Annotated in this window: 28 protein-coding genes; 15 read left to right on the top strand and 13 right to left on the bottom strand. The window is 72.6% G+C overall.

Annotation, left to right across the window (positions count from 1 at the left end; all coding sequences use genetic code 11):
• The first annotated feature begins 8 nt into the window (after positions 1–8).
• Positions 9–1,049, top strand: a complete 1,041-nt coding sequence (locus tag ABD823_RS12425) for a sensor histidine kinase (protein ID WP_344859153.1) — start codon at positions 9–11, stop codon at positions 1,047–1,049.
• Between the two features lie 305 nt (positions 1,050–1,354).
• Here ABD823_RS12425 and ABD823_RS12430 read toward each other — a convergent pair whose 3' ends face one another.
• Positions 1,355–1,768, bottom strand: coding sequence for a pyridoxamine 5'-phosphate oxidase family protein (locus ABD823_RS12430; RefSeq protein ID WP_344858971.1), 414 nt, complete (start codon positions 1,766–1,768; stop codon positions 1,355–1,357).
• A gap of 291 nt (positions 1,769–2,059) precedes the next feature.
• Between ABD823_RS12430 and ABD823_RS12435 the strand changes: the two genes are divergently transcribed.
• The 4 genes from ABD823_RS12435 to ABD823_RS12450 all read left to right on the top strand — a co-directional run bounded on the left by ABD823_RS12435 (position 2,060) and on the right by ABD823_RS12450 (position 6,324).
• Complete coding sequence (locus tag ABD823_RS12435) at positions 2,060–4,375, top strand: phosphoketolase family protein (protein ID WP_344858973.1); 2,316 nt, start codon at positions 2,060–2,062, stop codon at positions 4,373–4,375.
• 199 nt (positions 4,376–4,574) lie between these two features.
• A complete protein-coding gene (locus ABD823_RS12440; RefSeq protein WP_344858975.1) occupies positions 4,575–4,958 on the top strand; it encodes a spore germination protein GerW family protein in 384 nt (127 codons plus the stop codon).
• 355 nt (positions 4,959–5,313) lie between these two features.
• Positions 5,314–6,003, top strand: coding sequence for an alpha/beta hydrolase (locus ABD823_RS12445; protein WP_344858977.1), 690 nt, complete (start codon positions 5,314–5,316; stop codon positions 6,001–6,003).
• A 66-nt stretch (positions 6,004–6,069) separates the two neighbouring features.
• A complete protein-coding gene (locus ABD823_RS12450; protein ID WP_344858979.1) occupies positions 6,070–6,324 on the top strand; it encodes a hypothetical protein in 255 nt (84 codons plus the stop codon).
• Between the two features lie 199 nt (positions 6,325–6,523).
• On the opposite strand, the gene ABD823_RS12455 is transcribed toward ABD823_RS12450, so the two are convergent.
• Positions 6,524–7,192 (bottom strand): class I SAM-dependent methyltransferase, encoded by a 669-nt coding sequence (locus ABD823_RS12455; protein WP_344858981.1) that lies wholly within the window; start codon positions 7,190–7,192, stop codon positions 6,524–6,526.
• Positions 7,193–7,305: 113 nt separating this feature from the next.
• On the opposite strand from ABD823_RS12455, the gene ABD823_RS12460 reads away from it, so the two are divergent.
• Positions 7,306–7,833, top strand: a complete 528-nt coding sequence (locus ABD823_RS12460) for a DinB family protein (RefSeq protein WP_344858983.1) — start codon at positions 7,306–7,308, stop codon at positions 7,831–7,833.
• Positions 7,834–8,205: 372 nt separating this feature from the next.
• Here ABD823_RS12460 and ABD823_RS12465 read toward each other — a convergent pair whose 3' ends face one another.
• Entirely contained in the window at positions 8,206–8,565 is a 360-nt protein-coding gene (locus tag ABD823_RS12465; RefSeq protein WP_344858985.1) for a hypothetical protein, read from the bottom strand.
• Between the two features lie 215 nt (positions 8,566–8,780).
• Positions 8,781–10,037 carry an alpha/beta fold hydrolase gene (locus ABD823_RS12470; RefSeq protein WP_344858987.1) on the bottom strand — a complete coding sequence of 419 codons (1,257 nt, stop codon included), beginning with the start codon at positions 10,035–10,037 and terminating at the stop codon, positions 8,781–8,783.
• A gap of 191 nt (positions 10,038–10,228) precedes the next feature.
• Here ABD823_RS12470 and ABD823_RS12475 point away from each other — a divergent pair, with 191 nt between their 5' ends.
• Positions 10,229–11,233, top strand: a complete 1,005-nt coding sequence (locus ABD823_RS12475; RefSeq protein WP_344859155.1) for a tyrosine-type recombinase/integrase — start codon at positions 10,229–10,231, stop codon at positions 11,231–11,233.
• Positions 11,234–11,279: 46 nt separating this feature from the next.
• Here the strand turns inward: ABD823_RS12475 and ABD823_RS12480 are convergent, their stop codons facing one another.
• Positions 11,280–11,534, bottom strand: a complete 255-nt coding sequence (locus ABD823_RS12480; protein ID WP_344858989.1) for a hypothetical protein — start codon at positions 11,532–11,534, stop codon at positions 11,280–11,282.
• A gap of 104 nt (positions 11,535–11,638) precedes the next feature.
• Between ABD823_RS12480 and ABD823_RS34620 the strand changes: the two genes are divergently transcribed.
• From ABD823_RS34620 to ABD823_RS12495, 4 genes are read left to right on the top strand one after another with little or no spacing between them, the layout of a single operon-like run.
• Positions 11,639–11,821: a DUF6203 family protein gene (locus ABD823_RS34620; protein ID WP_425566600.1), complete on the top strand. Its 183-nt coding sequence runs from the start codon at positions 11,639–11,641 to the stop codon at positions 11,819–11,821.
• 43 nt (positions 11,822–11,864) lie between these two features.
• Positions 11,865–12,785, top strand: a complete 921-nt coding sequence (locus ABD823_RS12485) for an ABC transporter ATP-binding protein (protein ID WP_344858991.1) — start codon at positions 11,865–11,867, stop codon at positions 12,783–12,785.
• 18 nt (positions 12,786–12,803) lie between these two features.
• On the top strand, positions 12,804–13,547 hold the full coding sequence (locus ABD823_RS12490; protein ID WP_344858993.1) for an ABC transporter permease: 744 nt from the start codon (positions 12,804–12,806) through the stop codon (positions 13,545–13,547).
• 2 nt (positions 13,548–13,549) lie between these two features.
• Positions 13,550–14,368 carry an ABC transporter permease gene (locus tag ABD823_RS12495; RefSeq protein WP_344858995.1) on the top strand — a complete coding sequence of 273 codons (819 nt, stop codon included), beginning with the start codon at positions 13,550–13,552 and terminating at the stop codon, positions 14,366–14,368.
• A 280-nt stretch (positions 14,369–14,648) separates the two neighbouring features.
• On the opposite strand, the gene ABD823_RS12500 is transcribed toward ABD823_RS12495, so the two are convergent.
• On the bottom strand, positions 14,649–15,575 hold the full coding sequence (locus ABD823_RS12500) for a zinc-binding dehydrogenase (RefSeq protein ID WP_344858997.1): 927 nt from the start codon (positions 15,573–15,575) through the stop codon (positions 14,649–14,651).
• Positions 15,576–15,664: 89 nt separating this feature from the next.
• Here ABD823_RS12500 and ABD823_RS12505 point away from each other — a divergent pair, with 89 nt between their 5' ends.
• Positions 15,665–16,324: a TetR family transcriptional regulator gene (locus ABD823_RS12505; RefSeq protein ID WP_344858999.1), complete on the top strand. Its 660-nt coding sequence runs from the start codon at positions 15,665–15,667 to the stop codon at positions 16,322–16,324.
• A 144-nt stretch (positions 16,325–16,468) separates the two neighbouring features.
• On the opposite strand, the gene ABD823_RS12510 is transcribed toward ABD823_RS12505, so the two are convergent.
• Both ABD823_RS12510 and ABD823_RS12515 read right to left on the bottom strand, forming a co-directional pair.
• On the bottom strand, positions 16,469–16,789 hold the full coding sequence (locus ABD823_RS12510; RefSeq protein WP_344859001.1) for a DUF952 domain-containing protein: 321 nt from the start codon (positions 16,787–16,789) through the stop codon (positions 16,469–16,471).
• Positions 16,786–17,385 carry a GNAT family N-acetyltransferase gene (locus ABD823_RS12515; RefSeq protein WP_344859003.1) on the bottom strand — a complete coding sequence of 200 codons (600 nt, stop codon included), beginning with the start codon at positions 17,383–17,385 and terminating at the stop codon, positions 16,786–16,788. Before ABD823_RS12515 ends, ABD823_RS12510 begins: the two co-directional genes overlap by 4 nt.
• 91 nt (positions 17,386–17,476) lie before the next feature.
• Here ABD823_RS12515 and ABD823_RS12520 point away from each other — a divergent pair, with 91 nt between their 5' ends.
• Entirely contained in the window at positions 17,477–18,433 is a 957-nt protein-coding gene (locus tag ABD823_RS12520) for a radical SAM protein (protein ID WP_344859005.1), read from the top strand.
• Positions 18,434–18,647: 214 nt separating this feature from the next.
• Here the strand turns inward: ABD823_RS12520 and ABD823_RS12525 are convergent, their stop codons facing one another.
• Together ABD823_RS12525 and ABD823_RS12530 are read right to left on the bottom strand one after the other, a co-directional pair.
• Positions 18,648–19,865 carry a L,D-transpeptidase gene (locus ABD823_RS12525; RefSeq protein WP_425566601.1) on the bottom strand — a complete coding sequence of 406 codons (1,218 nt, stop codon included), beginning with the start codon at positions 19,863–19,865 and terminating at the stop codon, positions 18,648–18,650.
• 552 nt (positions 19,866–20,417) lie between these two features.
• Positions 20,418–20,603, bottom strand: coding sequence for a hypothetical protein (locus ABD823_RS12530; protein ID WP_344859009.1), 186 nt, complete (start codon positions 20,601–20,603; stop codon positions 20,418–20,420).
• Positions 20,604–20,732: 129 nt separating this feature from the next.
• Between ABD823_RS12530 and ABD823_RS12535 the strand changes: the two genes are divergently transcribed.
• On the top strand, positions 20,733–21,191 hold the full coding sequence (locus ABD823_RS12535) for a MarR family winged helix-turn-helix transcriptional regulator (RefSeq protein ID WP_344859157.1): 459 nt from the start codon (positions 20,733–20,735) through the stop codon (positions 21,189–21,191).
• Here the strand turns inward: ABD823_RS12535 and ABD823_RS12540 are convergent.
• Positions 21,178–21,966 carry an SDR family NAD(P)-dependent oxidoreductase gene (locus ABD823_RS12540; RefSeq protein ID WP_344859011.1) on the bottom strand — a complete coding sequence of 263 codons (789 nt, stop codon included), beginning with the start codon at positions 21,964–21,966 and terminating at the stop codon, positions 21,178–21,180. The two genes, ABD823_RS12535 and ABD823_RS12540, sit on opposite strands and share 14 nt — an antisense overlap.
• 109 nt (positions 21,967–22,075) lie before the next feature.
• On the opposite strand from ABD823_RS12540, the gene ABD823_RS12545 reads away from it, so the two are divergent.
• Positions 22,076–22,651 (top strand): TetR/AcrR family transcriptional regulator, encoded by a 576-nt coding sequence (locus ABD823_RS12545; RefSeq protein ID WP_344859013.1) that lies wholly within the window; start codon positions 22,076–22,078, stop codon positions 22,649–22,651.
• Between the two features lie 14 nt (positions 22,652–22,665).
• Here ABD823_RS12545 and recD2 read toward each other — a convergent pair whose 3' ends face one another.
• Both recD2 and ABD823_RS12555 read right to left on the bottom strand, forming a co-directional pair.
• Positions 22,666–24,885, bottom strand: coding sequence for an SF1B family DNA helicase RecD2 (gene recD2, locus ABD823_RS12550; RefSeq protein WP_344859015.1), 2,220 nt, complete (start codon positions 24,883–24,885; stop codon positions 22,666–22,668).
• Positions 24,886–25,012: 127 nt separating this feature from the next.
• Complete coding sequence (locus ABD823_RS12555; protein ID WP_344859016.1) at positions 25,013–25,513, bottom strand: winged helix-turn-helix transcriptional regulator; 501 nt, start codon at positions 25,511–25,513, stop codon at positions 25,013–25,015.
• Positions 25,514–25,548: the final 35 nt, after the last annotated feature.

Below are 25,548 nucleotides of genomic sequence, written 5' to 3' on the forward strand. Positions count from 1 at the left end.
TTCCGCACATGCGGCTGGACGACCTGCTGGCGGAGCTGCAGGAGCACCTGGAGACGGTGCTCGCCGCCCGCGACCGGATCCACGCGCTGCTGGAGGCCGTGGTCTCCATCGGCAGCGACCTCGACCTGGAGACCGTGCTGCGCCGCATCACCGAGGCGGCGACCGCGCTGGTCGACGCCCGCTACGGGGCGCTGGGCGTGATCGGCGAGGGCGGCACGCTGGAGCGCTTCATCCCGGTGGGCCTCACCGAGGAGGAGATCGCGAAGATCGAGCACTGGCCGCACGGCAAGGGCCTGCTCGGCCTGCTCATCGAGGACCCGCGGCCGCTGCGCCTGGCCGACCTGGCCGACCACCCCGCCTCCTACGGCTTCCCCGAGGGCCACCCGCCGATGCACTCCTTCCTCGGCGTGCCGGTCCGGGTGCGCGAGGAGGTCTTCGGCAACCTCTACCTGACCGGGAAGCGCGGCGGCGGCGAGTTCGACGAGGAGGAAGAGACCATGGTCGGCGCGCTGGCCACCGCGGCCGTCGTGGCGATCGAGAACGCCCGCCTGTACGAGCAGACCCGGCGGCGCGAGGCCGAGCTGGAGGCGTTCGCCGACATCGTCGCCCACGACCTGAAGAGCCCGCTCAGCGCGGTGCGCGGGTTCACCGAGCTGGCGCACGAGCAGCTCTCCGGCCAGCCCGGCCACGACCGGCAGGTGGGCCGCCTGGAACGGGCGCTGGCCGCCACCGACCGCATGAAGCACCTGATCGACGACCTGCTCGCCTACTCCACCGCCCGCGACGCCGTACTGCGGCCCGTCGAGGTCGACCTGGGCGCGCTGGTGCGCGGGATCGCCGACGAGCACGTGACCGCCGCCTCCGCGGGACCGGACACCCCCGTCCCGCAGGTGAGCGTCGGACCGCTGCCCGCCGTCCGGGCCGACCCGGTCCTGGTCCACCGGCTGTTCGCCAACCTGATCGGCAACGCGGTCACCTACACCCGGCCGGGCCAGGCCGCGCAGATCACCGTCACCCTGCCCGCCGCCCGGCCGCGGGCCCCGGCCTGACCGGGAACCCCCGGGGACCCGCGCCTTGCGGGCCCCGGTCACGGGCGCGGCCCCAGCCAGACCGCCTTCATGGGCGAGACGCTGCGCGCCCCGCTGATGACCGCCCACCGGGCCTGGCGGATCACCACCCTGTGGGGACCACCCGCCCACGCCGCGCTGCGACGTCTCATCGCGGCCCATCACTGATCGGTAGGCGCTCCAGCAGGCGTCCGTCACCCGTCGCGGACGCGGAACAAGCCACCCGCAGGTCCGCATCGCGCGGCAGCGGCGGACGAGCCCGCACCCCCGGCACCCGGCCGGGGCACTCAGCCGGGCTGCGTGAGCCGGCGCCCGGAGACCTGCTCGGTGGTGATGGCGATGAAGTGGTCACGGCTGCCCGGCGCCCACGGCGCCAGCGGCAGCGCCGCCAACCGCTCGATCTCCACCGGCTCCTCCACGGCCCGCGCGTGCCCCACCACGGTCACCGACCACCCGGTGCGCCCGGCGGGGTCGAACTCGTCGACCTCGAACGCCACGACGGTGCGGCGCGTGGCGGCGGCCAGCTTGGAACCGACCGTCGTGCGGATGACGATGTCCTCTCCGTCCAGGCAGAAGTTGACCGGCTGCACCGCCGGCAGGGCACGGTCGGTGAAGACGATCCGCCCGATCGGACGGGAGGCCAGCAGGCGGACGCACTCCTCGCGGGAGAGCACCTGCAGGCCGGCCGAGTCGAGTTTCATACCGTCCAGCCTGACGGAGCGCTCACCTGCACGGTTAGGGGCGAAAGTCACCTCGTCCCACGCCATCGGGCCCCACCGCGCTCGCGCCGGTTCCCGCGGTGCCACCACCGCGCTCACATCCTGCCGCCGCCGTGCCGCCGCCGTGCCCGGCAGGCTCCGGCGCGGCCGCCAGGCGGCTCCCGCCGGGCGGCCGCAACCGCCGAAAGCACCGGGGACACGGGCCGCAATCCTTGATCACCCGAGGACCTCGGCCCCTATATGATCAAGTGAAAAGCGGGAACTGTCATCCGCATGGAGAAACTGCAGCGAATCGACGCCTACTGGCGAGCCGCCAACTACCTGTCCGTCGGGCAGATCTACCTGCTGGACAACCCCCTGCTGACCGATCCGCTCGCGCCCGAGCACATCAAACCCCGCCTCCTCGGACACTGGGGCACCACACCCGGACTGAACTTCTGCTTCGCCCACCTCAACCGCGTCATCACCGAGCGCGACCAAGAGATGATCTACATCGCCGGCCCCGGGCACGGCGGCCCCGCCGCGGTCGCACACGCCTGGCTGGAAGGCTCCTACACCGAAAAATACCCCGACATCACCCAGGACGCCGACGGCATGCGCAAGCTGTTCCGGCAGTTCTCCTTCCCCGGCGGCGTCCCCAGCCACGTCGCCCCCGAGACCCCTGGATCCATCCACGAGGGCGGCGAACTCGGCTACGCCCTCGCCCACGCCTACGGCGCCGCCTTCGACAACCCCGGCCTCGCCGTCGCCTGCATCATCGGAGACGGCGAGGCCGAGACCGGCCCCCTGGCCGCCAGCTGGCACTCCAACAAGTTCCTCGACCCCTACCATGACGGCGTCGTCCTGCCGATCCTCCACCTGAACGGCTACAAGATCGCCAACCCGACGGTGCTGGCCCGCATCCCCGAAGACGAACTCGTCAAACTCATGGAGGGCTACGGCTACCGCCCGCACATCGTCGCCGGCGACGACCCCGCCACCATGCACGAGCTGATGGCCCGCACCCTCGATGTCGTCTTCGACCAGATCGCCGAATTCAAGAACGGCCAGGCCGAGCACCTGCCGATGATCATCCTGCGCACGCCCAAGGGCTGGACCGGCCCCCGCGAGGTCGACGGCAAACCCGTCGAGGGCACCTGGCGCTCCCACCAGGTGCCGATGGGCGACGTCCGCGGCAACGACGACTACCGGCGGCTGCTGGAGCAGTGGATGCGCTCCTACCGGCCCGAGGAACTGTTCGACACCGACGGCCGCCCCGTGCCCGAGATCCTGCAGACCGTACCCGAAGGCCCGCGCCGGATGAGCGCCAGCCCGCACGCCAACGGCGGCGAGATCCTGCGCCCGCTGGCCCTGCCCGACTTCCGCGACTACGCCGTCGAGGTCAAGGCCCCCGCCACCCAGCACAGCGAACCCACTCGCGTGCTCGGCGCGTTCCTGCGCGACACCATCACCGCCAACCCGCACAACTTCCGGCTGATGGGCCCCGACGAGACCGCATCCAACCGCCTGTCGGCCGTCTTCGAGACCACCGGCCGCGCCTGGAACGCCGAGACCCTGCCCACCGACGAGGACCTGGCCCCCGGCGGACGCGTCATGGAGGTCCTCAGCGAGCACCTGTGCCAGGGCTGGCTGGAGGGCTACCTGCTGACCGGCCGACACGGCCTGTTCAACTGCTACGAGGCGTTCATCCACATCGTCGACGCCATGTTCAACCAGCACGCCAAATGGCTGGACGCCTGCCACGACATCCCCTGGCGCCGCCCCGTCCCCTCACTCAACTACCTGCTGTCGTCGCACGTGTGGCGCCAGGACCACAACGGCTTCAGCCACCAGGACCCCGGCTTCCTCGACGTCGTGGTCAACAAGAAGGCCAAGGTCGTGCGCGTCTACCTGCCGCCGGACGCCAACACCCTGCTGTCGGTCGGCGACCACTGCCTGCGCTCGCGCGACTACGTCAACGTCATCGTCGCCGGCAAGCAGCCCGTGCTCGACCTGTTCAGCATGGACGAGGCCATCGCGCACTGCACCCGAGGCCTGGGCATCATCGAGTGGGCCAGCAACGACGCGGACACCGACCCCGACGTGGTGCTCGCCTGCGCCGGAGACGTGCCCACCCTGGAGACCCTGGCCGCCGCCTCGCTGCTGCGCCGGTACCTGCCCGACCTGAAGGTCCGCGTCATCAACGTCGTCGACCTCATGCGCCTGCAACCGGACACCGAGCACCCGCACGGCCTGTCCGACGCCCACTTCGACGCCCTGTTCACCCCTGACAAACCCGTCATCTTCGACTTCCACGGCTACCCGTGGCTCATCCACCGCCTCACCTACCGACGCCGCGGCCACCACAACATCCACGTGCGCGGCTACAAGGAGGAGGGCACCACCACCACACCGTTCGACATGGCCATGCTCAACGACATCGACCGCTTCCACCTCGTCATGGACGTCATCGACCGGGTGCCCGGCCTGAGCACCAGCGCCGCCCACCTGCGCCAGCAGATGTCCGACGCCCGCCTGCGCGCCCGCGCCTACACCCGCGAGCACGGCGAGGACCTGCCCGAGATCCGCGACTGGACCTGGACCCACTGACCCGGGACCGCAGTCCCCGGCGCCCCCGCCCGGCCGCAGCAGACCCCTACGAGCCGGGCGCGCCCATGCCCGGCCCCCGTCGGCGTCCTCCGGTACGGCCCGCCGCACGCCACCGGCCCCACGAGGCATGATCGTGGGGACAGCAGCACCGGACCGCCGCCCTCCGGGCGGCCCCCGACCAGCCGGGAGGACCACCACGATGGACATCACGAAACTGGCCGAGCAGGCCCGCGACATCACCGCCGCCAGCCGCGTGTTCGGCGAGCCCATCACCCGCGACGGCGTCACGGTCATCCCCGTCGCCAAGATCGCCGGAGGCGGGGGAGGAGGCAGGGGCAAGGGCGGCGGCAGGCAGCAGGACGGCGGCCACCCCGCCGAAGGCACCGGGGAAGGCGCCGGAGGCGGATTCGGGCTCGGCGCCGCACCCGCCGGCGTGTTCGTCATCAAGGACGGCGAGGTCCGCTGGCAGCCCGCCCTCGACGTCAACCGCATCGTCCTGGGCGGCCAGATCGTCGGAGTGGTGCTGCTGCTGACCATCCGCACCGTCATCCGCCTGCTGGCCCGCCGGCGCGGCAAGCGCTGACACCCCGGACCAGGGGAGCGGGATCCCGGCCCCCTGGTCCGTCCGCGAAGGCGGCGGCGCCGCACCCGGCCCGGCGCCCCGGGCGGAACCCGATCCGGGGGACCGGGCCGCAAGCCCCGGAGGGCGAGGACTCCCAGGAGACCGGGCGGTGCCGTATCACCGGCGCCTGACGGAGCAGGCCCGCCCTGGTCAAGCGGCTGCCGCTGAACACGGCGGACCGGCGGGCGACCGGAGCGGAGGTAAGAACCCGCCACGATTACTGAAATATGAAGGTACGCACCCTTTCATTCCAGCGGCAGCGGGCAGGGGAGGAGCACCCGACGGACACCCACACCGGAAGGTGATCACAGTGCCGGTGCCGGAGACAGCCCCCGCCCACGCCCACCCGGACGAGGGAGCCCGACACGGCCGCCTGACCGCCCGTCCCGCCCTCACCGCCTCCACCGCCGAACCCGGCACCCACCACCTGACCGGGCAGGCCCTGCTGCACGTCCCGCAGACCCCCCACCCGCCCACCCGCCTGGCCGTCGTCCTCCACGGCGCCGGCGGCACCGCCGAACAGGCCCTCGGCTGGCTGTCCCCCCACGCCGCCACCGCCCACGCGATGCTGCTGGCCCCCCAGTCCATCGCCTCCACCTGGGACATGATCACCGGAGGGTACGGACCCGACGTGACCCGGCTCGACGCGGCCCTGCACGAGACCTTCACCCGCACCACCGTCGAACCCGGCCACGTCGCCGTCGCCGGCTTCTCCGACGGAGCCTCCTACGCCCTGTCCCTCGGCGTGTCCAACGGCGACCTGTTCACCGCCGTCCTGGCCTTCTCCCCGGGCTTCATGGCCCCCCTCGTGCGCCACGGCCGCCCCCGCTTCCACATCTCCCACGGCACCGGCGACCGCGTCCTGCCGATCGAACGCTGCAGCCGACGCCTCGTCCCCCAGCTGCGCAAGAGCGAATACCCCGTCACCTACGAGGAGTTCACCGGCGGCCACGAAGTACCCCGACAGACGGCCGCCGCCGCCATGCGCTGGTGGACCGGCGGCTGAACCCCCCACCCCACGACCGACCCGCACCACCCACACCGAGAAGGAAAAAAAAGGGGGAGAGCAGAGATGGTCCGCAAGAAGATGGAGGGCAACGAGCAGCAACGCCGCGCCGCCGCCCGCAAGGCCCGCCAGTCGGGCAAGAGCCCCAGCGAGGAGAACGCCACCACCGGAGGCTCCAAGCAGCGCCACTCCCGGCCCAAGAGCGAACCGCACCACCACGAGGAACGCACCGCCTCACTGCACAGGGGCAAGCAGCAGGGCGGCCAGCAGCAGGCCAGACAACCGCACACGCAGACCGGCTACCACAGCCCGGACCGCTGAACGACCCGCCCCGGCACGGCGCGGCCCCGGAACCCCGCACGGAGCCCCCCGGGGCCGCGCCCGTACCCGCCACCGCACGCCCCGGGGGAGCGGCGCCGGATCCGTGATGCTGGACGCCGTACCCGCCACCGCACCGCACGCCCCGGGGGAGCGGACCCCGGCCCGCCGGAGGCCCCCGCCACCCGCACCCCGCGACCGCTCACCCGCCCAGACGCCGCACCTTCAGCACGTTGTCCGTGCGCGTGACGACCCGCCCGTCCGGAGCCGTCTGCATCCGCTCGTACTCCTCACAGCGCAGCACCTCCCACCGCCCCTGCGGCAGCTCGAGGTCCTCCAGCACCTCCCGCGCCGTCGGCAGCCGCACCCCCGGATAACCGTCCGGATCCCACGGCGGAGGACCCGCGTGCCCCGCGATCAGCAGCACCCCACCGGGCGCGACCGCCGAGGCCGCCGCCCGCAGGATCTTCTCCCGCGGCATACCCTCCTCGGGCGAGTGCAGGAAATGCGCCGAGACCAGATCGAACTCCCCCTCGGGGAAGGACACCCCGAGATCGTGCCGCTGCCAGTCGACCCGCCCGGCCACCCCCGCCTCCGCCGCCTGCCGCGCCGCACGCTCCAGCGCGACCCCCGAGACGTCCACCGCGGTCACCCGCCACCCCCGCAGCGCCAGCCAGATCGCATCGGCCCCCTCGCCGCACCCCAGGTCCAGCGCCCGGCCCGGCGCCAGATCCGACACCTCGCGCACCAGCGCCACGTTGGGATCACCGCTCCACACCCGCTCGCTCCCGCCGTACCGGGCGTCCCAGAACTCCTCGGCCGACATGCCGTCATGCATCACCCGCGTCTCCTTCCACGCATCTCCGTCCACCCCCGATCCTCGGCCACCCCGCACCACCCGGCAAACTTTCTTGCCGACCCGGCAAACACCAGACTCGCGAAAACCGTTTCCCCGCCGCGGCGACGCCGTGCCAGCATCGGCCCGTGCACGCATCCCGACGCGATCTGCTGCGCTGGCAGTCCGACCTGACCTGGTCCCTGTTCGAGTACCACCTGGAGCGGCTGGAACCCGACGACTTCCTGTGGGAACCCGCCCCCCACTGCTGGACGGTGCGCCGCGACACCGGCGGGACCTGGACGCCCGACTGGGCCGACACCGAACCCGACCCCGTGCCCGTCCCCACCATCGCCTGGCTGACCTGGCACATCGGCTGGTGGTGGAGCGTGGCCACCGACCACGCCCGAGGCCGCACCCCGCGGGACAGGACCGACATCACCTGGCCGGGCGGCGGCGAAGCCGCCATCGCATGGCTACGCGCCCTCAACGCCGACTGGCTCGCCGCACTCGACCGGCTCACCGACGCCGACCTCGACGCCCCCGCCCCGTTCCCGTGGCCGCCGGACTCCGGCCACACCGTCGCCCACATGGCCGCCTGGGTCAACGCCGAACTGATGAAGAACGCCGCCGAGATCGGCCAGCTCCGCCTGCTGCGCGCCGCATCCCCGACCTGAACACCCCGCCGGCCGACGACCGGCGCCGACCGTCAACGCGTGGACGGGCCCTGGTCGCTCTCAACAGCGGCTCCCCGGCCGGGCCCGGCCCGCCGACAGGGGGCGACGAGCCGCGCGAGGTGCCTGCCGACGATCTTCGGCGGTGATCCGGCGCACCCAGAGCCGGTCCCGGCGGGGGAGGGGCGGGCGCGGCCGTCCGGTCACCGTCGGTCCGCGCGGACGGCGGGGAAGGGCCGGGGCGGCCCCAGCGACGACATATCACTCATCGAGTGACACTAAAGGACATCAATCCCTATACCAGACAGAATTCAGCTTCTGTCTGGTATAGGGATGGAACCGGCAAAAGCGGTCCCGGGGGTGGCGGCGCCAGGACTAGCGCAGCCACCGCAGAGCCGCGTCCGCGCAGTCCTCGGGATCCCTGTTGAAGGCGATGGCCGCATCGGGTGCGTGTCGGCGCACCAGGTTCACCGCCTTCTCGAGGAGTCCGAGCAGCGATTCATCCTTGCGGATGCCGGCACCGATCACCACGCAGTCATGATCCGCGCGGGTCAGCGCGTTCGCGATCGCCTCCTCGGGATCCTCGTCGAGCGCCACCAGGCACCAGTCGGCCTCGATGCCGTGGTCGTCGAAGCGGGCCCGGCCGCGTGCGATCGCCGCCTGGACCGGCTCCGGGTCCCAGCCCTGGAGCTTGGCGGGATCGAGACCGATCACCAGCACCCGTGTCGCGGTCACGCGGCCTCCTCGTGGGGCGTCTCCCTGCCGGTCCGCCGTCGTCGGCTACTCCACGGCACGTTATCCCGATTCCGCCGCGTGCGCTCTGCGGGACGTCCGCGGCGGAGCGGCGCCCCTGCCGCCTGCCGGTCAAAGCACGTTTGATGCATAATTTTACTTATGCATCACTTGGGGGCGTCTCCCCCCGCCGCCGCATGGCGCGTGTTCCGGTGGGCTCACACGTGCCCGGCGACCATGTCCATGAGCCGGGCCAGGACGCGTCCGCCGGAGACGCGGACGCCGTCGTGCTCCCACTCGTTGGTCACCCAGGTGCGCAGGTTGCCGACCGCGCCGGCGGTCCCGGCGGACAGGCGCTCGTCGACGTACATGTCGTCGTAGTAGACCGCGGCGGCCACCGGGACCCGGTTGGCGGCCAGCCGCGCCGGGTCGTAGAGGGCGGGCCAGTCGCCGGCGGCGGCCAGGATGTGCGCGGCCTCCTTGAAGGGGCGCAGCGCGGCGATGTCGTCGAACATCCAGGGGTAGATCATCTCGCCGGTGGGCAGCAGGGGGCGGGCGGTGTCGGCGAACTCCTGCGGCAGCAGCCGGTGCGCGGCCCAGTCGGTGGCGGCGCCCTGGGCGTAGATGGACTCGTGCATGACGGCGTAGAGCGGGTTGCCGGTGAAGCCGGTGGCGTTCATGACCCCGTAGCGGAAGGCGTCGGACAGCTCGCCGCCGGTCCAGGCGTCCTCCAGGAGCCAGTGCAGGCGGTGGGGGCCGTCGCCGGTGCCCAGGTCCGTGCCGAGGGTCTGCAGGCGGCGGACGGTCAGCTCGTCGCCGTCGGGCAGCAGGACGCGCCGGTCGCGCAGGTGGTCGGCGATGGCGTCCAGGCGGGCGCGGTCGGCGGGATAGCGGGTGAAGTAGCGGTCGGCTTTAGCGCGCACGCGCGGGTAGGTGCGGGTGTAGACGTCGTCGGCGGTGGCGGTCAGGCCGGGCAGGCCGCCGGTGATGTAGCAGGCTTCGAGGCCTTCGGGGGCCTGGGACAGGTAGGTGAGGGTGATGAATCCGCCGTAGCTCTGGCCGAGGGTCTCCCAGGGGCGGTCGCCGATCAGGGTGCGGCGGATGTGCTCGGCGTCGGCGACGATGGCGTCGGCGCGGTGGTGGCGCAGGCGGGCGGCGGTCTCGGCGGGGGCGGCGGTGAGAGTCGCGGTGGTGACGGGGGTGCTGCGGCCGGTCCCCCGCTGGTCGAGCAGGAGGACGCGGTGGGTTTGGAGGGCGCGGCCGAGCCAGCCGTCGGCGGCGGTGGGGCGGGGTGACCTGCCGCCGGGGCCGCCCTGGAGGAACAGCAGCCAGGGCAGGTCGTGGTCGCGGCGGGCGGGGTCGACGGCCTCGCGGGCGAATATCTCGATGGTCTCCCCCGCCGGGTCGGTGTGGTCGAGGGGGACGGTGAAGGTGTGGTCGGTGAGGGCGAGGCCGGGTAGCAGGACGGTGCTCATGGCGGCAACCTACCCGCGGTGGTGCGAGGGGCCGGGGTGGCGGGTCCCCTCCCCCGCCCGGCCGGGCCGGGGCGGCGGGCGGGTCGCCGGGGGGCCGGGGCACGGGTGCGATGCATAATTTCACCCGCGTGCCGTTGGGGACCGTCGTGCGGATGGAGGCCGGGGTGGGCGATCGTGATGCGCTGGTGCTGATGCGGGTGCCGGAGGCGGTGGCGGAGTTCGTCGGGTCGCTGCGGACGAAGAAGCTGTCGGTGAACACCGTGGCGGGGTACGAGCGGGATCTGCGGCTGGTGGCGGAGGCCGCGGCGGGGCTGGCGGGTGTGCCGGTGGCGGAGCTGGAGGTGCGGGCGCTGTCGGGGCGGCTGGTGCGGGCGGCGTTCGCGGAGTTCTCGGGGCCGCGGTCGCCGGCGAGTGTCAATCGTGCGTGGAGTGCGTGGAACCAGTTCTTGACGTTCTGCGTGGCCGAGGGGCTGCTGGAGGGCAATCCGATGGCGGCGGTGCCGCGGCCGCGGCAGCCGGCGAAGGCGCCGAAGCCGTTTCTGGGGGACGGTACGGCGTCGGTGACGTTGCTGGAGCGGATCGCTGCGGGGGCGCGTAAGGCGCGGGATCCGTGGGTGGAGCGGGACCTGGTGGTGCTGGCGCTGGCGCTGGTGACGGGGATGCGGTCGGCGGAGCTTTTGGGGTTGACGCTGGGGTCGATCGGGGGGTCGCCGGGTGATCGGCGGATCCAGGTGGTGGGCAAGGGCGGCAGGACGCGGTCGTTGCCGATCGAGCCGCCGGTGGAGCGGTTGGTGGAGCGGTATCTGCGCAGTCGGATGGAGCGGTTCGGGGTGGCGTCGCTCCCCCGGTCGGCGGCGTTGCTGGTGGACACCTCGGGTGAGCCGTTGCGGCGGGGTGGGCTGCAGTATCTGGTGCGGCAGTGCTACCGGTACGCGGGTGTGCACGATCGGGTGCAGCGGGGGACGCTGGTGCACGCGTTGCGGCACGAGTTCGCGACGCGGCTGGCGGAGCGGGGGGCGTCGGCGCACGAGCTGATGGAGTTGCTGGGGCATTCGTCGATCGTGACGGGTCAGGCGTATGTGGCGTCGACGGCGCGGGAGGTGCGGCGGGCGGCGCAGGGCAATCCGGCGTACGGCGTGCTGGGCCGGTTGGCGGCGGAGGACGGCGGCGGTGCGGGGGCGGCCGGGGGTTCGTGAGGGGTGTGGCGGGTGGTCGCAGGGGGCCGGGGCGGGCGGGGCGGCGTCAGTGGATCTTGCGGACGAAGCGGGTGGCGGCGCGGTGGCTCATCCCGGTCTCGCCGCGCACCATGAAGACGGCCTGGTCGAACTGGCCGGTGGCTTTGAGTTCGCGGACCTGTTCGACGAGTTCGGGGCTGAGGCTGCTGCCGAGCAGGGCGTTGCGGGGGCGCTGGGCCAGCCGTACCGCGAGCACGATGAGGCCGATGACCAGCACGGCGAACACCGCCGTCAGGAAGGTGATGACGATCAGGTTCGACATGGGGTGAGCGTACCGTCGCGGGGGCCTCGTGCGGAGGGGTCCGGGGGGTTGGGTTGGGGTGGCGGGTGGGTGTGCGGGTCGGCGGTGGGGGCAGGGGGCGGTGCATGAAGAGGTTCGTGAAGCTGGTGGCGGCGCGGTGGTTGTCGCGCACTCCCCTGGGGTTGGCCGTGCTGGGTGCGGGCTGGTTGCTGGGGCGGCGCAGGAGGAGGCGGGCGGTCGCGGAGCGGGGGGTGCCGCCGGGGCGGGGGCGGCGGGGTGCGGCGGGTCGGCGGCCGGTGGCGCGGTAAATCGTTTGCGGAACCGCCGCAGGGGTCTGTTACGGTCGCGGGCGTGTCTGAGCGACCCCTCATCTACGCGCGTGGCCTGGTCAAGCGGTTCGGTGACTTCACCGCGGTGGACGGCATCGATCTGGAGGTGGCGCCCGGTGAGGCGTTCGGCTTTCTGGGGCCGAACGGCGCGGGCAAGTCCTCGACGATGCGGATGATCAGTTGTGTGTCGATGCCGACCGCCGGGGAGCTGCGGATCCTGGGGATGGATCCGGTGCGGGACGGGTCGAGGATCCGGGGGCGGCTGGGGGTGTGCCCGCAGCTGGACAATCTGGATCCGGATCTGACGGTGCGGGAGAATCTGACGACGTACGCGCGGTATTTCGGGTTGTCGCGGGCGGAGGCGCGGCGTCGGGCGGATGAGCTGCTGGATTTCGCGCGGTTGCGGGAGAAGGCATCCAGCATGGTGGAGCCGCTGTCGGGGGGGATGAAGCGGCGGTTGACGATCGCGCGGGCGCTGGTGAACGAGCCGGATCTGGTGCTGCTGGACGAGCCGACGACGGGGTTGGATCCGCAGGCGCGGCATCTGCTGTGGGAGCGGTTGTTCCGGCTCAAGCAGCGGGGTACGACGCTGGTGCTGACGACGCACTACATGGACGAGGCCGAGCAGTTGTGCGACCGGCTGGTGGTGATGGACGGCGGGCGGATCGTGGCGGAGGGGTCGCCGCGTTCGCTGATCGAGACGTATTCGACGCCCGAGGTGGTGGAGTTGCGGTTCGCCGACGAAGCCGATCACACGGGCAAGCTGGAGGGGATCGGGCGGGTCGATCCGCTGCCGGACCGGATCCTGGTGTACGCCGAGGACGGGGACGCGGCGGTGGCGGAGGTGCACCGGCGGGGGCTTGCGCCGTCGAGTGTGCTGGTGCGCCGTTCCTCGCTGGAGGACGTGTTCCTGCAGCTGACCGGCCGGACGTTGGTGGATTGAGCGATGGTGCGTCCGGCGGTGGCGGTGCTGGAGCGCCACTTGTGTCTGTACCGGCGGCTGTGGCGGGCGTCGGTGTTCTCTTCGTTCGTCCTGCCGGTGCTGTTCTTGGTGAGCATCGGGATCGGGGTCGGCGGTTATGTCGGCGGGATCGGCGGGGTGGACTACCTGGCGTGGATCGTGCCGGGGGTGCTGGCCTCGACGGCGTTCCAGATGGCGGCGGGCGAGTCGACGTACTCGGTGCTGGGCGACTTCAAGTGGACGCGGGGTTATCACGCGATGCGGGCCACGCCGGTCGGGATCCGGGACATGGTGGCGGGCTGGTTGCTGTACATCCTGCTGCGGGTGGAGATCGCGGTGGTGGTGTTCCTGGTGGTGACGAGCCTGTTCGGGGCGTTGCGGTCGCCGTGGGCGGTGGTGACGCCGCTGGTGGCGGGGCTGGTGGCGGTGGCGGCGGCGGCGCCGGTGACGGCGTTCGCGGCGAGCATCGACCATGACAGTTATTTCGCGTTGCTGTTCCGGTTCGTGATGATCCCGTCGACGTTGTTCGCGGGGGTGTTCTTCCCGGTGGAGCAGTTGCCGGGGGTGGTGCGGCCGCTGGCGTACGTCTCGCCGCTGTGGCATGGGGTGGAGCTGTGCCGGGCGGCGACGCTGGGGACGGCGCCGCCGTGGCCGGCGGTGGTGCATGTGGTGTGCCTGCTGGCGTTCGCGGCCGCGGGGTTGGTGTGGGCGGGTGCCGCCTTCCGTAAGCGACTTCGGGATTGAGCATGGTGACGACGATGCTGGCCGCGCGGGTGGTGGCGTTGAGGGTTTCGCCGTCGCGGGTGGGTGCGGTGCTGGGCCGCAATGTGGGGGCGTTGCGCAGCGGGCCGTCCTACTGGCTGGTGCTGGTGTCGGGGTTCTTCGAGCCGGTGCTGTATCTGCTGTCGATCGGTGTCGGGGTGGGGGCGCTGGTGGGGGCGCTGCCGCTGCCGGGTGGCCGGGTGGTGGAGTACGCGGTGTTCGTGGCTCCGGCGATGCTGGCGGTGTCGGCGATGTCGGGGGCGTTGTCGGAGACGACGTTCAACTTCTTCTTCAAGATGAAGTACGCCAAGACGTTCGAGGCGGTGCTGGCGACGCCGGTGCGGCCGTTGGAGATCGCGCTGGGTGAGCTGGCGTGGGCGCTGGTGCGCAGTTGCGTCTACACGGGGGCGTTCTTGGTGGTGATGGTGGCGCTGGGGCTGGCGGCGCCGGTGTGGGCGCTGGCGGTGTTCCCGGCGACGCTGCTGGTGGGGTTGGCGTTCGGCGGGGTCGGGATGGCGATCAGCACGCTGATGCGGGGCTGGCAGGATTTCGATCTGCTGAGCACGGGGCAGTTCGCGTTGTTCCTGTTCTCGGGGACGTTCTCGCCGGTGCAGGACTATCCGGTGGCGATGGAGGTGCTGGTGGCGGCCACGCCGTTGTTCCACGCGGTGGAGCTGGTGCGGGGGCTGGTGCTCGGGCAGCCGGGGTGGGGGCTGCTGGGGCATGCGGCGTATCTGGTGGTGATGGCGGCCGCGGGGTTGCTGTTCGCGGCGCGGCGGATCCAGCGGACCTTGTGCGGGTGAGGTCGTGTGGGGGCGGGTCCGGCGCGGTGTCAGGACGGGGTGGCGGGGTGACGGCGCGGACGGGGATGGGCCTGTGAGGGTGGAGACGTGAGTCTTCCCCGCCGTGCGGGCAGTGTGTCGGCCGGTGGTCCGGGTCGGGGGGCGGCGCCGTCCGGTTCTGGTCGGAGGGATGCCGGGGAGGGGCGGCTGCCCGATGGAGCCGGCCGGTTCCGCTGAAGGCGGCGTGGTGGTCAGGCGGTGGGCCGGACTCCGTCGGGAGGCGTTCGCTGCGTCCTGGCCGTCAGTCGATCTCGAGGACGGCCTTGCCGTGCAGGCGGCGGCCGAGCAGGAGGCCGACGGCCTCGGCGGCCCCGCTCCAGGAGCCCCGCCACGAGATCTGCGGGTTCAGCCGCCCGGCGGCCACGGCGCCGGCCAGCCATGTCAGATCGGGTCCCAGGTCCCGGTGGGCGGCCAGGAAGAAGGTGGTGATCGAGCGGTCCTGCCGGCCCTGGTCGCCGCCGAAGGCGCCGAAGGGGAAGGCCTCTCCGTCGCCCGCAGCGTGCCCGACGGAGACCAGGGTGCCGCCCGCGGCCAGGCGGTCGTAGGCCGCCACGAGCTGTCGGCCGCCCACGAAGTCGACCACGCCGTCCACCGGTTCGGTGAGCACGGCGGGATCGGGGATCACCTCGTGCGCGCCGAGCGTGCGCAGGCTCTGGGCGTGGGCCGCCGGATCACCGGTGGAGGCGACGACGTGTGCGCCGCCCAGGCGGGCGAGTTGTACGGCGTAGCGTCCGGCTCCGCCGGTGGCGCCGGTGATCAGGATGCGCCTGCCGAGGGTGGGTCCGATCCGGTGGAGCGCGCGCAGCGCGCTGGCGCCCGCCACCGGGACGGTGCTGATCGCGCCGGGATCGGCGTTCTGGGGTACGACGCCGATCCAGTCGGTGTCGACGGCGCGCAGCTCGGCCCACGCGCCGTCCAGGCCGAGGGTGACGACCTGGGTGCCGGCGGCGGGGCCGGACCCGTCCTGGGCGGCGCGCTCGATGGTTCCGGCGGCGTCCCAGCCCAGTACGGCGCCCTGCGGGGCGGTGCCCAGGCCGGCGACCTCGCCGTGGTTGAGGGAGGTCGCCGTCACCCGGATCAGCGCCTGGCCGGGGGTGGGGACGGGTTCGGGCGCCTCGCCGAGCCGCAGGCCGCCGGGGGCGGAGTGGTCGATGATCAGTGCTCGCATCGGTCACCAAAATTCACTTAGGGGCTTATGTCACTCAGTGGCACAATAGCGCATGGGCGTTCGTCCCCGTCCGGGTACAGTGAGCGGCGATGAGCACTGTGACCCCTGGAGAGCTGACCCTGCGCGAGCGCAAGAAGCTCCGCACCCGTGAGGCGTTGATCGACACGGCGCTGAGGCGGTTCACCGCTCAGGGCTTCGACGACACGACGCTCGACGAGCTGTGCGCCGAGGTCGAGATCTCCAAGCGCACGTTCTTCCGCTACTTCGCGACCAAGGAGGACGTCGCGACGGCGCCCACGCAGGACATGTGGGCGCTCTTCCTGTCCGGTCTGGGAAGCCGCCGTCTTCCGCGGGGCGGCCCGCTGATGGAGCTGCTCGGACGGGAACTGCTGGCGACGGTGGAGGAGATGCCCGCCGGGGGCTGGGCTGAGCACGCCGTGCTCAGCTGCCGCCTGGCCGCCGCCACGCCGTCGATGAGCGCGCACAGCCTGCAGTTCTGCGACCGGACGACCCGAGCCGCGCTCGCGGTCCTGCGGGAGCGCTTCGGGTTCGATCCGCGTGATCTGCGGCCGAGGCTGGCACTCGACCTCCTGGTCGCGGCCTTCCACTGCGCGCTGGAGGAGTGGACGGCCCGTCCCGGGCCCGCGAGCCGGGAGGGCCTCGCCGCCTGCCTGCGGGAGGCGCTGTCCGCGGTGCCCGGTGCCGTCACGCTGGAGGTCGCCGACCGGCAGGGTCCGGGCGGGGGCTGAAGACCGCCCGGGGCCGGGCGGGGCCGGGCGGTCGCGGCGCGCCGGGTCCGGCGGAGGTCGTGCGGGTGGCCTCGGGCCGCGGGTGACCGTGGCGCGCCGGGCGGTGTCCCGCCCCTTCCCCGCGGGTGCCCGGCGGGGCCGGTGTCAGGGCGGGGTGTACGGGGTGGCGGAGACGACGGCGCGGACCGGGATGGGCCCGTAGACGTGGGGGAAGGCCTCGCCGGTGTCGGGGGCGGCCTCCAGGCGGACGTCGAGGCCGGCGGGGTCGATGGTGAGCAGGGTGAGCGGTTCGGTCACGCCGCGGTAGAAGCGGCGGGCGACGCCGGCGAGCTGGGCGTGGTCGGCGCAGGCGTGGATGAAGCCCTCCTGTTCCAGGGTGCGGCCGCGGGTGGAGACGCGGTACTCCCCCGCCGTGCGGGCGGCCTGCCAGTCGGCGGTCAGGGCCAGGTGCAGGATGGGCGTCACCGCTCGCCGTCCCGGCCGCCGTGCCGCATGCGCCATTCGCGCTGCAGGATCGCGTAGACGACCTCGTCGGTCCACTCGTCCTTGACCCACTCGTTCTCCACGAGGTGGGCTTCGCGGCGCATGCCGAGGCGTTCCAGGACGCGGGCGGAGGCGGTGTTGCGGGCGTCCAGGCGGCCGGTGACGCGGTGCAGGTCCAGGCCGTCGAAGCCGAGGCGCAGCAGGGCGTGGCCGGTCTCGGTGGCGTAGCCGCGGCCGTGGTGGCCGGGGTGGAAGACGTAGCCGATCTCACCGGAGCGGTGGGTGCGGCTGTGCCAGAACAGCAGGGCGTCGCCGATCAGCTCGCCGGTGGCGGCGATCTCCACGGCCAGGGACAGCGCCTGGCCCTCGTCGCGCAGCGCGGTCTGGGTGGTCTTGGCGTGGAGGGCCTCGCGGGTCTGCTCGCGGTCGCGGGGACCCCAGTACAGGTAGCGGGCGACCTCGGGCAGCGACTGGATGGTGTGCAGGGCGTCGAGGTCGTCGGGGGTGAAGGGGCGCAGCAGGAGGCGCTCGGTGCGGATGGGGTAGGCGGGTTCGAGCACCGTTTCAGCGTAGATCACGGGCCGGGGGCTCGGGGTGTGCGGGCGCGTGATGCGGGTGGCCGGGTGAAGTGGTTGCGAGTGGAGTCGAAAGCGTGTTCCACTGGGCGGTATGGGATGGGACTCCCCTGCGCTGGTGGCCGAGGTGCCCGACACGCGGCCGCGGATCGAGCGCACCGCGGTGACGCGGGTCCATGGTGCGTTGACCTGCTACGAGGTGCGGGCCCGCACGGCGCTGGAGGCCGTGCCGGGCGGCTGGGCGGTGAGCCCGTACCGCGGGTGCGCGCAGGCGTGCCGGTACTGCTCGGCCCGGCGGGGTCACCGTTATCTGGGGCTGGACTCGGGCGGCGACTTCGATTCGCGGATCGTGGTGCGCACCGACATCGCGCGGCGGCTCCGCGGTGAGCTGGCCCGCCGGTGGGACGGGGCGCCGGTGGCGGTGGGGATGGCGGGCGACTGCTACCAGGCGGCGGAGGAGATCTACCGGCTCATGCCGGGGGTGGTGGCCGCGCTGGGCGAGGCGGGGGCGGAGTTCGCCGTGCACACCAAGAGTCCGCTGGTGCTGCGGGACGCCGGGGCGCTGGCCTCGCTGGCCGGGGCGAGCGTGGTGGTGTCGGTGGCCTTCGTCGACGATCAGGTGCGCCGGGCGGTCGAGCCGGGGGCGCCGAGCGCGCAGAAGCGTCTGGAGCTGGTGGCGGAGCTGGCCGAGCGGGGGGTGCCGTGCGGGGTGGCGATGGCGCCGGTCCTGCCGTTGCTGACCGACTCCCCCGACCAGTTGGCCGCGACGGTGCGGCGGATCGCCGCGGCGGGGGCGTCCGCGGTGGAGGCGCGGGTGCTGCGGCTGCCGCCGGGGGCGCGGGAGTGGTACCTGTCGTGGCTGGGTGAGCGCCATCCGGGGCTGGTGGCGCGCTATGCGGAGCTGTACGCCGCGGGGCCGGAGGCCGAGGCGGGTTACGTGGAGCGGGTGACGGGTCAGGTGGCGGGGCTGGCGGCCCGCTACGGCCTGGCGTGGGGGGCGCCGCGGGCGCGTCCGGCGGTGGCCGCGGCGCGGCAGTTGTCGCTCATCTGAGGTCGCGGGCCGCCCTGGCGGGCCGGGGTGGCCGGGCGATACGGACAAGACAGTGAGGGGGCCTTTGGCCAGGCTCCTATGAGGTCACGCGCCGCGTCCGGTGAGTGCAGACGAACGCCTCCCGGACGGGGCCGGCAGATCGCGCTGAAGACACCGTGGTCAGTCAGGGCAAGAGCCGGGCTCCACCGGGAGGCGTTCACCTCCATCCTCACTGTCAGGACAGGGCGCTGCCCTTCTTCCACTCCTTGAACGACAGCTCCCAGTAGCTCCAGCCGTTGTTCCACTCGATCTGGCGGTCGGTGCCCTTGATGACGATGACGTCGCCGCGCTGGGCGATCTCGTAGAACCACTTGGCCTGGTCGGGGCGGGCGTTGATGCAGCCGTGGCTGACGTTGCGCCGGCCCTGGGCCCAGACGTTGTCCTTGGCGTGGACGTACTCGCCGCTGTTGGAGAACCGGACGGCATGGTTGATCATGACGTCGTAGTACTCCGGGTGGCCCTTGGGGAAGCCGGGTGAGATCATCCGCTCGGGGTTGGACTTGCCCATGACCAGGTGCACGCCGCTGGTGGTGGTGTAGGCGCGGGTGGTGGCCATGCCGGCGCTGATGAGCATCTTCTTGACGACCTTGCCGTCCCGCTTGACGATCATGGTCTTCTTGCGGGTGTCGACGGTGGAGATCTGCTCGGCGCCGATGCGGATGGTCTTGGTGACGTCCTTGGTGCCGTACATGTCCTTGCCGCCCTGCACGCCTTCGAGGTGGGCGGTGAAGGTGACCTTCTGGTAGGGCTTCCAGAACTTGGCGGTGCGGTAGATGACGGTCTTGTCGTCGATCCACCGCCAGGCGCCCTGGACGGGCTTCTCCGAGGTGACCTCCAGGGCGCGCTCGACGTTGGCCTTGCCGGCCTTGGCGGTGATCGGCTGGTTGAAGGTGACGATGATCGGCGCCCCCACGCCGACCTTCTCGCCCTTGACCGCCGGGGTCACGTCCGCCACGGCGAGTTCGACCTTCGGCTTCAGCGTGGTGAAGGAGCTGGTGGCGGTGGTGCCGTCGGCGGCGCGCGCCGAGACGGTGTACCGGCTGGAGGGCTTCAGCGGCGCCGTGGAGACCCACTTGGTGCGGGCGGCGTCGAAGGAGCCCTCCACCTGCTCGCCGTCGCTTTCCACGGTGACCTGCTCGAGGGTGCCGCCGTCGGCGGTGACGACCACCTTCTTGCTGGGCCGGACGCCGCCGCTGCCCTCGGCGGGGCTGATCTTTATCACGGCGGCGGCCGGCGCGGTCTGGGCGCTCCCTCCGCTGCCGGCGTCCTTGCTGTCGGCGACGGGTGTGGTGCCGGCCGTGCCGCTGGAGCAGGAGGCGACGAGCACGGCGGTGGCCGCCGCGGTCAGTCCGGCCAGCGGCGCTCTGAGGCGTCGAGATCCGACGTTCAACACAACTCCATCCCCCATAGTGCAGCAAAGTGCGTCTAAAAACCCTAATAGGAGATGCGTGTGGGGTGTCCAGGGTTCAGCCCGGGAAAGTCACATTTCAGTAACCTTCGGGGGTGAAGCGGCCGTTGACGGCGTGTCACGCCGCCGTCAGGATGACTGCGGCCCGGCACGGCCTCGCCGGTCTGCGCCTTCTCCCCCGCCGCTCCCGGCCGCCCCGTGTCCGGCCCGCCCCGCGCGCCCTGGCGCACCGCCGCCCGCCGCCGTCGCCTCCCCCGCCGGCTGGATTGCGCGCGGGCGCCGGGGTGGCTGCTGCCGGACGGGTTCGGCCCTGCCGGGCAGCTTCTGGTGACGCCGCTGCCCGCGCTGGATCCACCCGTCGGCCGCCGATACGGCGGCGGATCTGCTGCAGGAGGGCCCGCCGCGGCCGCCGGCGCGGCAGGTGCCGGAGCGTCAGGCCGGTGAGGAGTACGTGCTGCCGGCGCGGGCCGTACCGGCCGCGGGCGCCGGCGCCGCCGGGGCGCAGACGGAGACCGCGGCGGGGGCCGGGCCCCGCGGTCAGGTCTCGGCGGCCATGACGATGAGCAGCCCGACGATGTGGATGAGCACGATGAACACCATGACGAAGACGAACAGCCACTTGGCCGGCCCGTGCTCGAAGTGCTTGCCCTCCTTCAGAGGAGGCCGCTGCGCCTGGCGGTCGGCGATCCGCTCTTCCAGGCTCTTCCTCTTGCGCTCTGCCATGGCGGTTCCTCGGGTGGGCGGGGCGGAGACGTGTGCCGTCGGCGGCACCGTTATTTAGCATACTGATGATTAGGACACTAAATTACCTGCTGTGGGAGATCTCACCCGGTGGAGGGGCCCGTGACCGACATGAGGGATATCGCTGATCCGCTGTCGCTGGAGAACCAGGTGTGCTTCGCCCTGGCGGTCGCCTCGCGGTCGGTCATCGCGCTCTACCGGCCGGTGCTGGAGCCGATGGGGCTCACCCACCCGCAGTATCTGGTGATGCTGGCGCTGTGGCAGCACGCGCCTTCGTCGGTCAAGGACCTCAGCGAGCTGCTGCGCCTGGAGCCGGCCACGCTGTCGCCGCTGCTCAAGCGTCTGGAGGCCGCGGGCCTGGTCGAACGCCGCCGCGCCAGCGCCGACGAGCGCTCCCTGGCGGTCGTGCTGACCGGCAGGGGCCTGGCGCTGCGCGAGCAGGCGCTGGAGGTGCCCGCGGCGATCGTCGAGCGCCTGGGCATGGAGGCGGCCGAGCTGCAGGACCTGCACCGGGCGCTGACCCGGGTGATCGCCGCCGCCGGCGGCGCCGGTGCGCTCAGACCGTCTTGACCGCGCCGCCGTCGATGACGTAGTCGGCACCGGTGACGCTGCCGGCGTGGGGTGAGGCCAGCCAGGTCACCAGCGCGGCGACCTCTTCGGGCTCGACGAGCCTGCCGGTGGTCATCCCGGTGCCCGCCGGCAGGTCCTCCAGGAGCCGCTGGTGCTCCATGCCGAGCGCGGAGGCCAGCGCCGCGCCGTACCCGTGGGGGGACTCCCACATCGAGGTGCGGGTGGCGCCGGGCGAGACCGTGTTGACCCGCACGCCCCGCGGCCCGAACTCCTCGGCGAGCGCCTTGCCGAAGGCCGTCAGCGCCGCCTTGGCCGTCGTGTACGTGACCGGCCCGGCGTGCGGCAGGCGCGCGCCGTTGGACGAGATGTTGATCACCGTGCCTCCGCGGCGCAGCAGGCTGGGCAGGGCGGCCCTGGTGGCGCGCACGGCGCTGAGGAAGTTCAGCCCGTGGTCGCGCAGCCATTGCTCGTCGGTGAAGTCCAGGAAGCCGCCGACGTGGCCGTCGCCGCCGTCGCCGCCGCCCACGTTGTTGACCAGGAGGTCGAGTCCGCCCAGCTCGGCCACGGCCCGTCCGATCAGTTCGGCGGGGCCGTCCGGGGTGGACAGGTCGGCCTGCAGCGTGATCGCGCCGGTCTCCCGCAGTGCGGGCGGGATCGTGCGGGCGGCTGCGGCGACCCGCACGCCTTCGGCGGTGAGCGCCCGCACGATCGCCAGCCCGATGCCCCTGCTGGCGCCGGTCACCACGGCGGTCGTGCCGGTGAGTCGCATGTCCATGGCGTTCCCCTCCAGTCATTTGCGTCTATGTCGATGCGGAAACATTAGAATATGCAACATCAATGATGCAACTTCTGGGTGAGTGGCGACGAAGCCCTACTCTGGAGAGATGAGTGGGACGACACGGGCACTGAGGTCCGACGCCGAAAGGACGGTGCGCACGATCCTGGTTGCCGCCGAGCGGGTGCTCAGCGGCAACCCGGCGGCGAGCATGGAGCAGATCGCCGAGGCCGCCGGGGTCGCGCGCACGACCGTGCACCGCCGCTTCGCCTCACGCGAGGCGCTGGTGGCCGCGATGGCGGCGTGGGCCACGCGGCAGTTCGCCGAGGCCGTGGACGCCGCCCACCCCGAGACCACGCCGCCGCTCGTCGCGCTCTACCAGGTCACGGCCAACGTGCTGCGCGTCAAGATCGACTGGGGCTTCGCCATGAGCCGGGCGCTGATCACCGACCCCGACGCCGCGGCGGTGCACGCGCGCGTCGAGGAGCGCTGCGAGCGGCTCTTCGCCCGGGCGCGGGAGGCCGGAGTGCTGCGCGCCGACGTCGACCTCCACTGGGCCAGGCGGGTCTACTACGCGCTGATCCACGAGGCGGCGCAGGCCCGCGACGACGACACCGAGGCGCTGGCGGCCCGGCTGGTGGACACGCTCCTGCGCGGCCTGGGCACGGGGCAGGGCCTGGGCTGAGCGGGCCGGCCCGCTCAGCCCAGGCGCAGCCGGTGCGTCAGGCTGGTGTGGCGGCGCCCGGCGCCGCGGGTGCGCACCGCCTGGCCCAGCGCCCGGCGCGAGCCGACGACGACCACGAGCCTCTTGGCGCGGGTGATCGCGGTGTAGAGCAGGTTGCGCTGCAGCATCATCCACGCGCTGGTGGCCAGCGGGATCACCACCGCGGGGTACTCGCTGCCCTGCGAGCGGTGGATGGACACGGCGTAGGCGTGGGCGAGCTCGTCGAGCTCGTCGAAGGAGTACTCGACGTCCTCGTCCTCGTCGGTGCGCACCAGCAGCCTGTGGTCGTCGGGCCGGATGTCGGTCACCACGCCGACGGTGCCGTTGAACACCCCGGCGGCGCCCTTGTCGTAGTTGTTGCGCAGCTGGGTGACCTTGTCGCCGATCCGGAAGACCCGCCCGCCGTAGCGGCGCTCGGGCATGCCCTCGCGGGCCGGGGTGAGCGCCTCCTGCAGCACGGTGTTGAGGTTGCCGGCGCCGGCCGCGCCGCGGTGCATCGGCGCCAGCACCTGCACGTCGCGGCGGGCGTCGAGACCGAACCGGCGCGGGATGCGGTTGGCGACCACGTCGACGGTCAGCGCCGCGATCTCCTCGGGGTCCTCGCACGGGAACAGGAAGAAGTCCTTCATGCCCTCCAGCGCGGGCATCAAGCCGCTGTTGACCCGGTGGGCGTTGGTGACCACCCCGGACTCCTGGGCCTGGCGGAAGATGTGCGTCAGGCGCACCCGCGGGATCTCGTCCTCGGCGGCCAGCAGGTCGCGCAGCACCTCGCCGGCGCCGACCGACGGCAGCTGGTCGACGTCGCCGACGAACAGCAGGTGCGCGCCGGGGGCGACGGCCTTGACGAGCTTGTTGGCCAGCAGCAGGTCCAGCATGGAGGCCTCGTCGACGACGACCAGGTCGGCGTCGAGCGGGTTGTCGCGGTCGAAGGTGGCGTCGCCGCCGGGGCGCAGCTGCAGCAGCCGGTGCACGGTGGTCGCCTCGTGGCCGGTCAGCTCCGCCAGGCGCTTGGCGGCCCGGCCGGTGGGGGCGGCCAGGATGACCTTGGCCTTCTTGGCGCGGGCCAGGGTGACGATGGAGCGCACCGTGAAGCTCTTGCCGCAGCCGGGGCCGCCGGTCAGCACCGCGACCTTCTCGGTCAGCGCCAGCCGTACCGCTTTCTCCTGCTCGGCGGCCAGGTCGGCGCCGGTACGGCCGCGCAGCCACTGCAGCGCCACCGCCCAGTCGACGCCGGCGAAGACGCCCAGCCGGTCGTGCTCGCACGTCAAAAGCGCCCGCAGCGAGCGGGCCAGCGACAGCTCGGCGCGGTGGAAGGGCACCAGGTAGACGGCCGGGATCGTCACCTCGCCGGCGGGCAGCTCCTCGCGGACCACGCCCTCGTCGGCGACCAGCTCCTCCAGGCAGCGGGCGACCAGCTCGGCGGGCACGTCGAGGATCTTGACGGCGTCGCCGACGAGGTTGGGCGCCGGCAGGTAGCAGTGGCCGTCGTCGGCGGCCTGCGACAGGGTGTAGCGCAGGCCCGCCTTGACCCGCTCGGGGCTGTCGTGGGGGATGCCGACGGCCTGGGCGATGGTGTCGGCGGTCTTGAAGCCGATGCCCCACACGTCGTCGGCCAGCCGGTACGGCTCGCTCCTGACGACGGCGATGGAGTCCTCGCCGTACTGCTTGAAGATGCGCACCGCGATGGAGGTCGACACCCCGACCCCCTGCAGGAAGATCATCACCTCTTTGATGATCTTCTGTTCCTCCCAGGCGGCCGCGATCATCTTGGTGCGCTTGGGCCCCAGGCCGGGGACCTCGACCAGCCGCTCGGGAGCGGTCTCGATGACGTCGAGGGTGGCGGTGCCGAAGTGCGCGACGATCCGCTCGGCCATCTTCGGCCCGATGCCCTTGATCAGTCCGGAGCCGAGGTAGCGCTGGATGCCCTGGACGGTGGCCGGCAGCACGGTGGTGTAGGACCACACCTCGAACTGGCGGCCGTAGCGCGGGTGCGAGCCCCACCGGCCGGTCAGCCGCAGCGACTCGCCGACCTGGGCGCCCAGCAGCGGGCCCACCACGGTCAGCAGCTCCGAGCCCGACCGCTCGGTGGCCACGCGGGCGATGGTGTAACCGGTCTCCTCGTTGGCGTAGGTGATGCGCTCCAGCACCGCCTCCAGCACGGTGCCGGGCGGACGCTGCGCCTGCGCGGTGGTCATGGCGGGTATTGTGCCGCAGATCTGCGGCACCGTCCCCGCGCGGGCCCCGCAGGCCTCCCCGCTCCCCCGCCGCGCCGCGCGCCCTGCGCCACCGCGCCGGCGGCCGGGGGCCCGGTGGGGTCCGGGTTCACGACGGCCGGTCGGCGTGCGCGGCGGCCGCGGCGCAGGCGGCGTCGAGGCGCTCGGAGGGGCGTGGACCGTCGTGCGGCTTCGGCGGGGCGCCGAGGTGGCGGGCGCGGAGCTCGTCCATGAACTCCTCGATGAACGCCGGACCCGCATCGCGCATGAACCGCTGCCGGCTTCGGAGCTCGTCGCTGCCCGGGCACCAGTCGAGCCCCCAGTTGCCGAGGGCATAGATGATCGGAAGAGTCTGGATGCCGGCTTCGGTGAGGCTGAAGCGTGCGCGCTGCCCCCGCACAGCGGTGCCGCGGGTGAGGATCCCCGCGTCGATGAGGCGCTTGAGGCGGTCGGCGAGGATGTTCGAGGCGATGCCCTCGATCGACCCGGTGAGCAGCGCGCGGAAGTGGCGGCGGTCGCCGAAGACGATGTCGCGCAGCACGAGCAGCGACCAGCGATCTGCGAGCACCTCGACTGCGGCGTTGATCGGACACCCCGACCGTGGTTCCACGATTCCTCCTTGACGGATGGTCCACCCCCAATATA

This window comes from Planomonospora alba (genome assembly GCF_039534085.1).
In the GTDB taxonomy this organism is placed as follows: Bacteria; Actinomycetota; Actinomycetes; order Streptosporangiales; family Streptosporangiaceae; genus Planomonospora_B; species Planomonospora_B alba.